The organism is Ralstonia nicotianae, assembly GCF_018243235.1.
Classification (GTDB): domain Bacteria; phylum Pseudomonadota; class Gammaproteobacteria; order Burkholderiales; family Burkholderiaceae; genus Ralstonia; species Ralstonia nicotianae.
The window spans coordinates 2,695,065-2,708,511 of record NZ_CP046674.1; the positions used below are offsets into that span (position 1 = coordinate 2,695,065).

Here is a 13,447-nt window from a genome sequence, read left to right on the forward strand (position 1 = left end):
CATGACCACGGCAGACGCCTATCCGGATGACATCGAAGCGCTCAAGGCCTTGCTGCTTGAGCGCGATGCACGCATCGGACATCTGCAAGACGTGGTCGAATCGCACAAGGCGGCAAACGCTACCGCCAAGGCCGAGATCGAGCACCTGAAACTGCTGATTGCGAAGCTGCGCCGCATGCAGTTCGGTCGTAGCTCCGAGAAGCTCGACCACCAGATCGAACAACTCGAGTTGCGACTGGAAGAGCTCGAGGCTGACGAAGGCGCAGCGCCTATCGAGGTTCCAAAGACGCCACGCACGGCGCCGGAACAGGCGCCACGCAAACCACTCCCCGAGCATCTGCCCCGCGAGATACTGACTCACTGGCCGGAATCGGGTGAAACCTGCACGGCGTGTGGCGGCCCCACGAAGCAGCTCGGTGAAGACGTCTCCGAGCAGCTTGAATATGTACCGGCGAGCTTCCGCGTGATTCGCCATGTACGCCCCAAACTGGCGTGCACGTGCTGCGATCACATCGAACAAGCCGCTGCGCCGAGCCGCCCCATCGAGCGAGGCCTGGCTGGTCCGGGCTTGCTGGCCCATGTACTCGTCTCAAAGTTCGCGGACCATCTGCCGCTGTATCGCCAGTCGGTAATCTATGCGCGCGAGGGCGTTGAGCTGGATCGCTCGCTGCTGGCGAAATGGGTCGGCCACACCGCGAACCTGTTGCAACCGTTGGTCGACGCGTTACGTCGGCACGTCACGGCGGCAACAAAGCTGCATGCCGACGATACGCCGGTACCGGTGCTGGCACCGGGCAACGGCAAGACCAAGACCGGACGGCTGTGGGTCTATGTGCGCGACGACCGGAACTCAGGCGACATGACGCCAGCGGCGGTCTGGTTCACCTATACACCCGACCGCAGGGGCATCCATCCGCAGCAGCATCTCGCATCGTTCAGCGGCACGCTGCAGGCCGATGCCTATGGCGGTTACCGGGCGATCTACGAGACCGGACGCGTGGTCGAAGCAGCATGCTGGGCCCACGCCCGACGGCAGTTCTACGAATTGCATGCTGCGCGGCCGAATGCCTTGAATACCGAGGCACTGGAACGCATCGGCGCGCTGTACAAGGTTGAAGAGGCGATCCGGGGAAAACCGCCCGATGAGCGGCGAGCGTACCGGCAAACGCATGCCAAGCCCTTGCTCGATCAACTCCATGCGTGGCTGGGCGCCACGCTGGAGACGCTCTCGCGCAAATCCGACTCGAGCCGGGCGATCCTCTACGCCGTGAACCGCTGGGAGGCGCTCACGCGCTATTGCGACGATGGGCGCCTGGAGATCGACAACCTGCCGGTTGAGCGCGCGCTGCGCGGCGTGGCCATCGGACGGCGGAACTACCTGTTCGCTGGCGCAGACTCAGGTGGTGAGCGAGCAGCCGCCATCTACAGTCTGATCGGCACGGCCAAGCTCAACGGCATCGATCCCGAGGCATATCTGCGCCATGTGCTGGCACACATCGCGGATCACCCAATCAACCGCGTCGACGAACTCATGCCGTGGGTCGTGGCTGATCTGGTTCGCGATCACGCTTGAGATCCATCGCGTGCGTCAAGACGGCGCTGGCGACTCGCTTACGTTTAGAACCGGGCTGGTGAGATTGTTTGGGCGGTGTGTGGGAAGGCTTGAGCAGTAAGTGCCGATGTGGGCGACAAGTCCCCTGCACCTACCTGAGCCAGTCCCCATCGTCATCGGGAATGATGAGCGCGTAGCGGTCATCATCTCGCAGATAGCGGATGAAGGTCTTGTAGGCGACCAGGTTCCGGTCGAACTCCTTGCTCGGGGAGAACCGCTGCGCCTGCGAGCCACAAGCGGTCTTGAGCGCCTCCTTATCCAGCTCGTGATCGATATCCCTGATCAGGGCGAGCAGTATGGCTTGCTGGCGCGGTTCCAGCGGGTATTCGGTGCCCTCGATGAAGGCTTTGCCCATCGTGCGCACGTAGCGCAGAGTGGTCTGCGCCCTCGCCTGCGGTTGAGCCTCTTCAGCCTGCTGCATCCCTGGCTCGGCCTGCCGGTCCGCAAAGAACTCGAAGCGACTTTGCCCAATCCGTGCCACGCTTCGAAGCGTGCGCACGTCGAAGCCTGCCAATGGTGATCCGATTGGCAATGTCACATCACTGCTGGTCAATATCACGCAGGACCCAGCGGTGCGCTCGAACTGGATTTGCTCGCGCAGCCGCGCACCAACCTCCGGGCGCCCAAGCTGGCGGGCGAAATACCACGTCAGCGGCTTACCTCGCGTCGGCTCCGTCGTGCCCAACCGCCATACCCGATCGGGCTCGATGACTTTCATGCCGCCGGCGTTCATCCCCAGTCCGCTCAACACGGCTGCGACGGCCCGTGCCGGCACCGCCTTGTACGTTTCCCGCAGACGACGCGACGCATCAACATCCTCGCATTCCGGGCAAAACAGTGCGATCCGGTCGGCCGACACATCGCGCACGACCCGTGCGATTTCCGAGCAGCACTCCGGACAGTTGACCCAGTCCAGCGGGTGGCCGACCACCAGCAGCCGCTCGCGCAGCAGATGCGTTGCAGCCTCCACCCCTGCGTCGAACAGGGCCTGGCCGTTGTATTCGGGCTTATCGCGCTCCAGCAACCGGCATAGCAGCACCGTGGCGTCAACCTGAGCCTGACTCATACGATTGCAGCCTCCCTGAGCACCTGCGCGGCTACGGCGAAATCGTCCTCGGCGTCGATCACCATCAGCGCCTGCAGGACCTTGCGCGCGAGCACTTGGTTTCTCAGCGACAGGTTTTTGATAGTAGACACTCCCGAAGCACGGATGTTGAAGCTGAAGTGGCCGGCGCGCCCGCCGTCGGCCACCTGCGTGTAGACGATGACGGTCGCGGCGGCGAGGTGGTATTCGGCCTCGAACATATGCTCCACCTTCAACGCGCCGCGGGCAATGCGAATAGCGTCATCCTGGGCCTTGTCGGGGGATGCCTCGACGGTGAAGCTGACGCCCGCGACGCCCACTGGCGTCAGGCGTGCGCGGCGCAGTCGGACCATTTCCACGCCATAGGTCGACCAGTCCTCGTAGGGCTGCAAGCCGTCGCGCAAAGCATTAAGGTTGTAGCGCTGCGGCTCGATCCGCTCGGGGGCAAGATCCTGCTGGACGACATGCTTGCCAAACAGCTCCAGCATCGCGGTGTGGTTCTTGGCGCCACCTTTGACCACCGTTTCCACCTCGCCGGTCGCCGGGTGGTAAACCAGTGCCGACTCCAGCGCTACGCGCGTGGTGACACGGGTGAAATGGCTCTGCGCGAAGTGCGTCAGCGCTGTCACCGGTCCCTCGACATAGAGGGTCAGCTGGAGAGCGGACATGGCGTCGGCCGCAGCCGCGCTTCGGCGCTCCGAGAGTTCGATATGCACGCCGTCGCCGCCACCGGACTTCTTGTACAGCTGTGCCACGGCGTGGCAAAACTGTTCGAGCCGTGCACGGTCGCGCGTCAACTCGAGGCCACGTTGGATGCGCTGCTTCTTCCAGAACTTGCCGTGGGTCTTGGCCTGGAAGGCCAGGTGCAGCTCGACGTCGCGAAAGATCTTGTCGCGGAATGCCAGCATCCACAGCGCGATCTCTCGCTCGTCACGGGACGCGAACGCATCCTGCGCATCGGGATCAGCCTGGCAGGCATTGCGAAACTCGGCCACCGCCAGCCCGTCGGCCATCAGGTGGGCCCGCCGCAGGTCATCGGCCCAGAGCAACAGATCGCACTCAAGCGCTTCGCGGCCGTGTGGGGAGAGATCGGTGGTGGCAACTTGGTGCTCCAACGCCTCAACCGCGTCGCAAAGCGCCCCCGACAAGGTGTCGTCCGGCCCGGACCAGTCCACCACCAGACGCGGCGCCAGCACATGCGCCTGCACGAACTCATGCAGCGTGCGCGCCGCGATATGCCTCAGAAAATGCCGGGCATTGAAAACCTTCACTGCAACAACCCCACCTGCTGTAACCGCTTTGTACTCTTGTCGGCAAGCGAGCGCCGTCACTGATCACGCCAGCTTGCTTCCGAACTGGCATTGTAATTGTTTGCCAACTCCCGCTCAGCCCCAGCGAGGCACCACATTTTCAAACTTCCTCATTAGACGCGAGGATGCTGAGGGCTTCCGTGAGAGTGCTGGCCATCCTCTTACCCCTTGATCTCTCATCTCCTCGCCGCCAACCAACTAACATTGCCCTCCGCCTTACGGTAACGGTGTGAACGTAATGCGATTGCCTTGCGGATAGGTGTGGATATACACAGCACCGAACATGGCATAACTCCCCCATAACGGCTCCGTGACCATTCGATTATGTCACGCCCCAGCCCTCAGCGAACTGCGCCCTAGCAAGCTGATTCTGAATTGGAACACTGCAACAACTTTATCAAACATAAATGTGATCTTTATATCACTTGTTACTACATATAGTGCCTTGACAGGATTCTTGCGGCGCCTATAGTAGGTATTAGCGCTCACCAACATAGAGTGGCAATTTCGCCCAGAGGTCCGGCACCACAGCGTGGCACCAGCCCTTCGATTCAGAAAAAGCCAACGTGGTGATCTAGATTGCGCTATTTTTTTGGGGACGTGGATGGCTGTAGAAAAATCGCGGTTTCAAATCCTCGCTTTGTCTGGCGGCGGTTATCGAGGGCTGTTTACCGCTCGAATCCTAGCGGAAATCGAGCGGCAAATCGATGCGCCTATCGGCTCACGCTTTGATTTGGTTACAGGCACATCCATCGGCGGCATCCTAGCCTTAGCGGTTGCTCTTGAGCTTCCAGCTCAGAAGATAGTGGAGCTTTTCGAGGGGCACGGGGAAGCCATCTTCCGCAGACGATTCTCCATTCGCGGGTTCTTTCGCTCCCAGTACAGCAGCCAGACGCTATTGCAGCACCTATCCAGTGACGACGTTTTTGGTCAGCGGCTGCTTGGCGAGTGTTTGCATCCGGTCATCGTGCCGTCCATCAACTACACGCGTGGTCTGCCGGTAGTTTTCAAAACTCCGCACCACGAAGATTTCAAGACGGACCATCGCCACCGCATTGTCGATGTCGCCATGGCGACTAGTGCCGCGCCGATTGTGTTCCCCCGCTATGTGTTCAACGACTGCCAGTACGTGGATGGCGGACTCTTTGCCAACGCTCCGGGGCAGTTGGGCGTCCACGAAGCGTACAAGTTCTTTGGCGTGTCCCGGTCGGAGGGCGACGTCCGGGTGCTCTCTATTGGCACGATGTCTTCCAAGTTCACGGTCAACCCCAAACGGAACCGCGCCGGTGGAACGCTTGACTGGGGTGGTTGGTGGCCGGTCAATGCGCCGAAACGACTTTTCGGCTTGAGCATTTCTGCCCAGGAAGCGATGGCCGACCATATGCTCCGGCATCAATTCCCCGGAAGTAAATATGTGCACGTCGACGACGTCCTGACGGACGAGCGTGCTCAGGCAGTTGCTCTTGATAAGGCAGATGCAGCAGCCCGGGAAGTGCTGCTCGGGTCCGCCGCTGAAGCGGCGAAGGACTTCGTGGGTAGTGCTGCCTTCAAAGAATTCATGGAGTACACGGCGGCTGCGCCGGTCTATCACTATGGCCCTCGCGCCAACTTTCGAAAGGTCGCGTAATGCTGAAACTGAACCGCCTGCTGCACTCTCCCGTGAAGAACGGTACTTTTGGGGACAACATCGCCGTCTTGCCCGAACAACGGAAGTTCTTGGTTTCGTGCAGGAACAAGATTCGCGACCATTTGCGCCCAGCTATCGAGAAAGTCTCGACGACGACACTCGGCATGGAGCGGCAGGTCACGCCACGCTTTCGCACTCAGGGGTCTTGGGCCTATGGGACCTGCGTGCATCCCTGCACATTGCCTCCGCAAGAAATTGATTGGGACTTCGGCGTCTACCTGCCCATCACTGTTTGGCAAGAGAACGGGCCGCCTGTCCATATGGCCAAAGCGTATTTCGCACTGGTGGAGGAGCTTCTGCTAGGACTCTGCAAGAGCGAGAGCTGGACGCTGGACACATCCAAGGACACTTGCATCCGAGTCAACGTGGCAGATTGGGCGCATATCGATGTGCCGCTCTACGCAGCCTCTGAAGCTGAGTTCAAGAAAGTGAATGAGGTAATGCTGAAGGCAGCAGACGTGCGGAGGTCGTTCGCGATGGATTCGGCGGACTTTGCCGAGAATTCGGTGTTTGGCGACTTGGTCGGCCAGTCCTGGGACGAAATGGAAGGTATTGTTCTGGCGACGCGTTCCGGAGAATGGAGACCCTCAGACCCGAACGATGTTGCCAAGTGGTTTAAGGACCGGCTGGAAGAACATCGCGAGCAACTGCAGCGGGTGTGCCGTTTCCTGAAGGCTTGGCGGGATTACCAGTGGGCGGAGAAAGGCCCGAGTTCCGTTTCCATCATGATTGCTGTGGCCCAGAACTTCGAGCCGGTTTCCGGTCGGGATGACCTAGCGCTCGAGCATGCAACGCGCTCACTCGCGGACGCTCTTCTCGCCGACATTCGAGAACCTGGCATCGACAATGGAACTGACGATTTCAATCGGCTGAACGCAAAGGAACGTCTTGAGGCGTCTGCGCTCGCACAAGCACTGGCGAATTCGCTGCGTGAGGCACGTGAGCACAGTCTTGCGCAAGCACAGCGCGCCATCACGATTCTGCAAGGTCAGTTGGGCGACCGCTTACCCAATCGGCCTGACTGGATTGAAGCGGACTCATCGGGAGAGGACATTCGTCGCGTGCAGGCGGTCTCGGTGCCTCCCCCTGTGGTTCGAGCAACGAACGCGGGCTGAGCGGATGACGCAAAGCAGGTACGGTCTTGCCTTGCGCGTGTTGGCACAATACGGGCTGAAACCAGTCAAGGCCCGCGCAGGCGTTCGTGCGTTTGAGGGAGACCTGAAAACAAACGCCAGAGTAGTGCCGATTCGGTTCGAAATTGAGGACTGGGACTTCTTGCGTTACCCGCGTATCACTCTGCTCAAGCGGCCAGCCGGCGCGCCGCAATTACTGGAACATGTCGATGCACTGGGCGGCTTGTGCTATCTAGCACCGGGCTCCGTTGTCCTTGACCGGTTCCAGCCCGACGTGGCGATTCATCAGTGCGTGCTCGCCGCCATCGATGTGCTAAACCGTATCACCCAAGGGCAAGCTCGGGACAGAGATATTGCCGATGAATTTGTCGCGTACTGGACCGTTGGACAGACACCAGCGGCCTATCCTGTTCTGATCGATGAGCTCGAACCCGATGCTGTGTCTGCGATGCATTTCCTGCTGGACCAGCCCGGTCAGGAGCGTCGAGCCCTTATAGCGCAGGATATCTTCGCGGCCCAACGGATTGCCACGGGTATCGATGCTAAGAGGGTCGTCAAAGGTGCCTCTACGTGTTTCCTGTTCCAGAGCGAAAAGTCGCCCCGCGCTCCTGCCGATGGTTTACCGGCAACCATCAAGCAGTTCTTCGCCTGGATCAAGTTGTGGGATGGTGAACTGGCCAAAGCAATTCAGCGTCGCCTTGGTTCCGATAAGACTTACCTATCCCGCGAGGGGTGTGTCATCGGCATAACGACGCCATCGGGGCGTTTTGGCGTGGCGTTTTCGCTGGACAGGATGCATCGCATTGGCTATGCCAAAAACCCCAAACGCTACTGCAACTACTTGTGCAACGATGGTGGGGACGCGGCAATCTTGCGGCTGCAGATGGATGACATTGGGGCTACCTATATCCATTCACGAAACCTGGAGTTCCCCAGTCTGGCCGGTAAGCGACTGACGCTCATAGGTTGCGGGGCGGTTGGCGGATATCTCGCGCAAGCCTTGGTGCGACTGGGGGCGGGCACCGGAAAGGAAGGCCTGTTGCGGCTCGTCGACGTAGGGCAACTCGAGCCGGACAACCTTGGTCGACACGCCCTCGGGTTCCCCTCCTTGTATCAGAACAAGGCTGTAGCACTTCGAGATGAACTGCTTCGGCAGTTCCCGTATCTGCAGGTCGCGGCACAAACTGATACGCCGAGACTGAACGACCAGTTCTTTGCGACGGACCTCATCATTGAAGCCACCGGGGAAGAAGCCCTGAGCAGTCTCGTGAATGCCTCACACATGGCGCACCGGCTAAGGCCCGTCCTGTATGTATGGGTAAAGGGTAACGGTGAATGTGTACAGGCGCTCTGGTCGGATTCTTCAAAGTTCGGTTGCTTTCAGTGCCTGCGCCACGGAATCGGGCCCAACTATCGTCAAGACCGGTTTCCAGTTCTGGCGAATCCGCCTCGGACACAATTCCGGGGATGCAGCTCATTCACACCGTACGCAGTCTCAGCCCCGATGTCTGCGGCCGCGCTCGCCACCGATATGGTCGGTGACTGGTTGAGGGATCACGTTAGCCCGAGATTTCGTACGCGATACTTGGAAACCGCTAATGCCCTGCGGGTCAAAAACCAAGATATCGCGCCGTCGGACGGGTGTCCTGCATGCCAGACGCCCTGATTCTTCGGCACCCACTTCATGAGGACGCTCGAGTTCTGATTGAACCGTCGGTGCTGGCGACGCTGATGCGCTTTCGGCAAACGAACGTTGCTGCACCTGAGTCCGGAGGCATCCTGCTGGGCTATCGACGGGGCATGCATCTCCATGTGTCTATGATGACGACACCTCAGCGTAAGCGAGTCGCCAGCGCCGTCTTGACGCACGCGATGGATCTCAAGCGTGATCGCGAACCAGATCAGCCACGACCCACGGCATGAGTTCGTCGACGCGGTTGATTGGGTGATCCGCGATGTGTGCCAGCACATGGCGCAGATATGCCTCGGGATCGATGCCGTTGAGCTTGGCCGTGCCGATCAGACTGTAGATGGCGGCTGCTCGCTCACCACCTGAGTCTGCGCCAGCGAACAGGTAGTTCCGCCGTCCGATGGCCACGCCGCGCAGCGCGCGCTCAACCGGCAGGTTGTCGATCTCCAGGCGCCCATCGTCGCAATAGCGCGTGAGCGCCTCCCAGCGGTTCACGGCGTAGAGGATCGCCCGGCTCGAGTCGGATTTGCGCGAGAGCGTCTCCAGCGTGGCGCCCAGCCACGCATGGAGTTGATCGAGCAAGGGCTTGGCATGCGTTTGCCGGTACGCTCGCCGCTCATCGGGCGGTTTTCCCCGGATCGCCTCTTCAACCTTGTACAGCGCGCCGATGCGTTCCAGTGCCTCGGTATTCAAGGCATTCGGCCGCGCAGCATGCAATTCGTAGAACTGCCGTCGGGCGTGGGCCCAGCATGCTGCTTCGACCACGCGTCCGGTCTCGTAGATCGCCCGGTAACCGCCATAGGCATCGGCCTGCAGCGTGCCGCTGAACGATGCGAGATGCTGCTGCGGATGGATGCCCCTGCGGTCGGGTGTATAGGTGAACCAGACCGCCGCTGGCGTCATGTCGCCTGAGTTCCGGTCGTCGCGCACATAGACCCACAGCCGTCCGGTCTTGGTCTTGCCGTTGCCCGGTGCCAGCACCGGTACCGGCGTATCGTCGGCATGCAGCTTTGTTGCCGCCGTGACGTGCCGACGTAACGCGTCGACCAACGGTTGCAACAGGTTCGCGGTGTGGCCGACCCATTTCGCCAGCAGCGAGCGATCCAGCTCAACGCCCTCGCGCGCATAGATTACCGACTGGCGATACAGCGGCAGATGGTCCGCGAACTTTGAGACGAGTACATGGGCCAGCAAGCCCGGACCAGCCAGGCCTCGCTCGATGGGGCGGCTCGGCGCAGCGGCTTGTTCGATGTGATCGCAGCACGTGCACGCCAGTTTGGGGCGTACATGGCGAATCACGCGGAAGCTCGCCGGTACATATTCAAGCTGCTCGGAGACGTCTTCACCGAGCTGCTTCGTGGGGCCGCCACACGCCGTGCAGGTTTCACCCGATTCCGGCCAGTGAGTCAGTATCTCGCGGGGCAGATGCTCGGGGAGTGGTTTGCGTGGCGCCTGTTCCGGCGCCGTGCGTGGCGTCTTTGGAACCTCGATAGGCGCTGCGCCTTCGTCAGCCTCGAGCTCTTCCAGTCGCAACTCGAGTTGTTCGATCTGGTGGTCGAGCTTCTCGGAGCTACGACCGAACTGCATGCGGCGCAGCTTCGCAATCAGCAGTTTCAGGTGCTCGATCTCGGCCTTGGCGGTAGCGTTTGCCGCCTTGTGCGATTCGACCACGTCTTGCAGATGTCCGATGCGTGCATCGCGCTCAAGCAGCAAGGCCTTGAGCGCTTCGATGTCATCCGGATAGGCGTCTGCCGTGGTCATGCCGGCAGTTTACGCGGCGACTGGTAGGTTTACAACGCCGATGTCGGCTCCGCCGTACGGACCGGCTGTCGCCAGTCGATACCTTCGAGCAGCATCGACAGTTGTGCCTGGCTCAGGCACACCACGCCACCATCGGCACGTGGCCACACGAACCGGCCACGTTCCAGGCGTTTCATCAGCAAGCACATGCCGTCACCGCTCCACCACAGCACTTTGACCAGATCGCCGCGCCTGCCTCGGAACACGAACACGTGGCCACTGAACGGATCTCGCTCCAGTACGGTCTGGACCTTAGCGGCCAGGCTGTTGAAGCCCGAGCGCATGTCGGTCACGCCGGCAGCCAGCCAGATCTTCGTGCGGCTGGGTAGGCCGATCATGCTGCCGATCCCGATGTGCTGCGCAGCATGCGCAGTACCAGCAGTAGCGTGCCTTCATCGGGCGAGCCTTCGACGCGCACGCGGGTGTTGCCCACGCTGATCTCAATGGCGCCCGCAGGAGCAGCACTGCCAACTGGCGCCGGGCCCGGCTGCTCGAACTCTTGCACCGGTGCTTCCACTGTCACGGGCAGCAAACCGACCGGATCATATTCACCAGCACGCAGTGCCCGGCGCCATTTGAATACCAGGTTCGGATTCAACCCGTGCTCCATCGCCAGACGCGCTACCGATACGCCTGGCTCGCAGGCCAGCTTGGCCAACTGCCGTCGGAATTCGAGGGGGTGATTCGGGATGCCTTTGCGCGAGCTTCTCTTCGGTGCTTCTGTTGCCACTGTGGTCCCCACTACTTTTTGGTGGGGATCACTCTGGCAACTTCCTCTCACACCGTCGAGACGGTGCTGGGGACACGCTTACACCTCAGCCAAGTGATATCCAGCACCGCTATGGCTTCCAACGTCAGGCTCAGAAGCACCAGAATATCGCTCTTGAGCAGTGGAAAGCTGAGCGCGAGACGATGGACTACATCGGTGAGTGGCATACCCACCCGGAATCCGAACCGACTCCATCGTCAATTGACAAACGCGAGTGGCGAAGGATTTGTAACGCCAGAAACGAACCGATGGTGTTTCTGATTGCCGGCACTCGAAACGTGCTGTGGGTTGGAGTCGGTCAAGGACATGCCTTGCGTGGAGCGGCCACCCAAGCGAACTTCGAAGCAGAGAAGGGATAGCAGATGGTTCTTCCCAACACGAGCTACTCATCCAACTGCAGACAGCACTTATGGAAATGCTGAAGCAATTTCGCCGCTGAGTGTTCGATCCCGACTCGATTCCGCGTCTCTGCATTGCAAGTACTTTGGCATGCAAAAACCCGCAACCGATGGAAGAGTCTTTCTGCATTCGCGTCCATAGTCCACCACCAGTCACAGTTGCAAAGAGCCGCTCTTTGCACTCCGATCAACCCCGCCAGGCCCCAAGCCTGGCGGGGTTTTTCACTTCTGCTTGCGGACTTGGCACCCACGTTCCGGGGCCGTTTTCTGGCGTTTTTTCCCCTTTTTCCTCTCTCTTTCTCTGCCCGTTGCGGACGTGCAAAGCCCAAAGTCCGCAAGGCGAAGTCCCTAAAAATCAGTGACTTAGGCAACACCCCCAACCCTGAAATTTTTCCCCGTACCGGAGGGCGTATCAAAATCAGAGAAAGAGAGAGCCACCTCAAGTCAGCGCAGCCGTACGCGTTTTCCCCTCACGCGCCTTCACCACCACCTCATCGATCCGCCGGCGTTGCGCGTCCCAACACTGGGGCGTGTCGACTGCCAGGTCGAACAACGCGACTTCCTCGGGCAAGGTTTCATTCAGAATCGCGGCCTGGATATCGGGGGGCCAACGTCGTCAGGTTGATCATGCGGCTGACGAACCGCGGTTAAGTACGCGCCTTGAATCATTTGCTGTCCAGTGAGCACCAGCAATACAGCGCCGCGATCGAGACCTCTCGAGCAACTAAGATCCATACGGCGTGACGGAATGCTGGACGACTAACTGGAGGCTTCAAGCATCGCTGGCTGGTAACGCACCAGCGATGCCTGAGAGAGGCTCAGTCAGAGCGGCCGATCTTGGGGCCAGTCAGTTCCTTTTGCTCCGGAAGCGGACCAGGACGAAACCGCTCCCCCGCCCGCGCTTGGGCTACTGCATGCTGGATGGCACTTTCGTCGTCGGAGGGCCTGCTGGTAGAGTTTTGTCTCTGTAGTCCCTGCAGTACTCCCTGGCCCGCACTGCGCGCAGCCGGTCGTTGCGTCGCCTACTCTGTGGACGGTTGGTTGGCGTGGCGTTCGGCAACATAGTCGCTCGCTTTCCCGCTTGCGCCCGTGACGTTAAAGCATCCCATGAATAGCTCCTAGAAGGGGAAGCTTTATTGTTCACAGAAATACCAATAGAGAATTACACAACGCGAAAGACGCAGTCATCGCGCGAAATTTGTCGAAACCGTGTGCTTGTAATGACACTCGTGGTGCAGGACAGCAGATCCATAGCTAGGCGAATGGTTGCCACCGGCCAATGCAACCCGCGTACGCCCACTGTAGCGGCTCAGCATCGCACCATGCGTGGTGTGCAGCACTATCGACTCCCCGGGGAACTCGAGCGTCGTTCGCCTCATGCACAGAACGCCCCCCCGCCATGCGCGATGTCCCTGCTCCGCACCCCATTCGGCTCCACACACAACTCTACGCGTTGCCGCGCTGAATCCCTATTGGAATGCGCGGAGAATAATCTACCACGCACTGCTGCCCGCCCTATTCCCTATTGATCGGCGCTGCGGATGCGGTACGTCCTCCTCCATTTTTAAAGGATGAATAATGAAACGACTGCAATCGAAAAACAGCAAGAAATATGCTTTTGTGGCGGCCAGCATGGCGATGATGGCTGCACTTTTTGCACATAGCCCCATCGCCCTAGCTGCCGACACGGTTCAGGTCCCAGCCGGCTACCACACTGCAAATCCAACGCGCAAGGATGCATGGAACGCGACATGGAATGCTGCTTACAACACCTGCCGAGCCAAATACAAAGGAATTAAGTCGGTGAACTTGCTCACGTACCAAGTCTCCGACCCTATTGGACCAAGTCTCCGTATTTTCACTGCGACCTGGGAGTGCCGCAAAACATCCTGAGCGTTTGGCTTAGAAGCGCGTCAGGGCTCAAGCCTGCTGTGACCATGAGGCATTGAGCGACATTCAGAAGA

Annotated in this window: 11 protein-coding genes and 1 pseudogene; 6 read left to right on the forward strand and 6 right to left on the reverse strand. The window is 60.0% G+C overall.

What is annotated here, in order from left to right; translation table 11 throughout:
• The first annotated feature begins 1 nt into the window (after position 1).
• On the forward strand, positions 2-1,573 hold the full coding sequence (gene tnpC, locus GO999_RS12260; RefSeq protein ID WP_211906268.1) for an IS66 family transposase: 1,572 nt from the start codon (positions 2-4) through the stop codon (positions 1,571-1,573).
• A 130-nt stretch (positions 1,574-1,703) separates the two neighbouring features.
• On the opposite strand, the gene GO999_RS12265 is transcribed toward tnpC (GO999_RS12260), so the two are convergent.
• The gene (locus GO999_RS12265; RefSeq protein WP_211906269.1) at positions 1,704-2,678 is read right to left on the reverse strand and encodes a hypothetical protein; all 975 of its coding nucleotides are present in this window, start codon (positions 2,676-2,678) and stop codon (positions 1,704-1,706) included.
• Positions 2,675-4,027, reverse strand: a complete 1,353-nt coding sequence (locus tag GO999_RS12270) for a glycine hydroxymethyltransferase (protein WP_249215028.1) — start codon at positions 4,025-4,027, stop codon at positions 2,675-2,677. Before GO999_RS12270 ends, GO999_RS12265 begins: the two co-directional genes overlap by 4 nt.
• Before the next feature lie 583 nt (positions 4,028-4,610).
• Here GO999_RS12270 and GO999_RS12275 point away from each other — a divergent pair.
• From GO999_RS12275 to GO999_RS12285, 3 genes are read left to right on the forward strand one after another with little or no spacing between them, the layout of a single operon-like run.
• A complete protein-coding gene (locus tag GO999_RS12275) occupies positions 4,611-5,633 on the forward strand; it encodes a CBASS cGAMP-activated phospholipase (protein ID WP_211906270.1) in 1,023 nt (340 codons plus the stop codon).
• On the forward strand, positions 5,633-6,808 hold the full coding sequence (locus tag GO999_RS12280) for a CBASS cGAMP synthase (protein WP_211906271.1): 1,176 nt from the start codon (positions 5,633-5,635) through the stop codon (positions 6,806-6,808). Before GO999_RS12275 ends, GO999_RS12280 begins: the two co-directional genes overlap by 1 nt.
• Before the next feature lie 4 nt (positions 6,809-6,812).
• Complete coding sequence (locus GO999_RS12285) at positions 6,813-8,492, forward strand: ThiF family adenylyltransferase (RefSeq protein ID WP_211906272.1); 1,680 nt, start codon at positions 6,813-6,815, stop codon at positions 8,490-8,492.
• A gap of 213 nt (positions 8,493-8,705) precedes the next feature.
• Here the strand turns inward: GO999_RS12285 and tnpC (GO999_RS12290) are convergent, their stop codons facing one another.
• From tnpC (GO999_RS12290) to tnpA, 3 genes are read right to left on the reverse strand one after another with little or no spacing between them, the layout of a single operon-like run.
• On the reverse strand, positions 8,706-10,277 hold the full coding sequence (gene tnpC, locus GO999_RS12290; RefSeq protein ID WP_211906268.1) for an IS66 family transposase: 1,572 nt from the start codon (positions 10,275-10,277) through the stop codon (positions 8,706-8,708).
• Between the two features lie 29 nt (positions 10,278-10,306).
• Positions 10,307-10,654, reverse strand: a complete 348-nt coding sequence (gene tnpB / locus GO999_RS12295) for an IS66 family insertion sequence element accessory protein TnpB (RefSeq protein WP_211906267.1) — start codon at positions 10,652-10,654, stop codon at positions 10,307-10,309.
• On the reverse strand, positions 10,651-11,058 hold the full coding sequence (gene tnpA, locus GO999_RS12300; RefSeq protein ID WP_211906266.1) for an IS66-like element accessory protein TnpA: 408 nt from the start codon (positions 11,056-11,058) through the stop codon (positions 10,651-10,653). The genes tnpB and tnpA overlap by 4 nt, the downstream gene beginning before the upstream one ends.
• Positions 11,059-11,228: 170 nt before the next feature.
• On the opposite strand from tnpA, the gene GO999_RS12305 reads away from it, so the two are divergent.
• Positions 11,229-11,444: a Mov34/MPN/PAD-1 family protein gene (locus tag GO999_RS12305; RefSeq protein WP_249215029.1), complete on the forward strand. Its 216-nt coding sequence runs from the start codon at positions 11,229-11,231 to the stop codon at positions 11,442-11,444.
• Between the two features lie 478 nt (positions 11,445-11,922).
• Here the strand turns inward: GO999_RS12305 and GO999_RS24735 are convergent.
• Positions 11,923-12,124, reverse strand: a pseudogene (locus GO999_RS24735) (LacI family transcriptional regulator); the annotation flags it as partial.
• A gap of 937 nt (positions 12,125-13,061) precedes the next feature.
• Here GO999_RS24735 and GO999_RS12310 point away from each other — a divergent pair.
• Positions 13,062-13,376, forward strand: a complete 315-nt coding sequence (locus GO999_RS12310) for a hypothetical protein (protein ID WP_071615194.1) — start codon at positions 13,062-13,064, stop codon at positions 13,374-13,376.
• Positions 13,377-13,447: the final 71 nt, after the last annotated feature.

Excerpts from the sequence above, each read along its gene's own strand:
- tnpC (WP_211906268.1), top strand. The coding sequence starts at position 2 with ATGACCACGGCAGACGCCTATCCGGATGACATCGAAGCGCTCAAGGCC.
- GO999_RS12265 (WP_211906269.1), bottom strand. The coding sequence starts at position 2,678 with ATGAGTCAGGCTCAGGTTGACGCCACGGTGCTGCTATGCCGGTTGCTG.
- GO999_RS12275 (WP_211906270.1), top strand. The coding sequence starts at position 4,611 with ATGGCTGTAGAAAAATCGCGGTTTCAAATCCTCGCTTTGTCTGGCGGC.
- GO999_RS12280 (WP_211906271.1), top strand. The coding sequence starts at position 5,633 with ATGCTGAAACTGAACCGCCTGCTGCACTCTCCCGTGAAGAACGGTACT.
- GO999_RS12285 (WP_211906272.1), top strand. The coding sequence starts at position 6,813 with ATGACGCAAAGCAGGTACGGTCTTGCCTTGCGCGTGTTGGCACAATAC.
- tnpC (WP_211906268.1), bottom strand. The coding sequence starts at position 10,277 with ATGACCACGGCAGACGCCTATCCGGATGACATCGAAGCGCTCAAGGCC.
- tnpB (WP_211906267.1), bottom strand. The coding sequence starts at position 10,654 with ATGATCGGCCTACCCAGCCGCACGAAGATCTGGCTGGCTGCCGGCGTG.
- GO999_RS12305 (WP_249215029.1), top strand. The coding sequence starts at position 11,229 with ATGGACTACATCGGTGAGTGGCATACCCACCCGGAATCCGAACCGACT.
- GO999_RS12310 (WP_071615194.1), top strand. The coding sequence starts at position 13,062 with ATGAAACGACTGCAATCGAAAAACAGCAAGAAATATGCTTTTGTGGCG.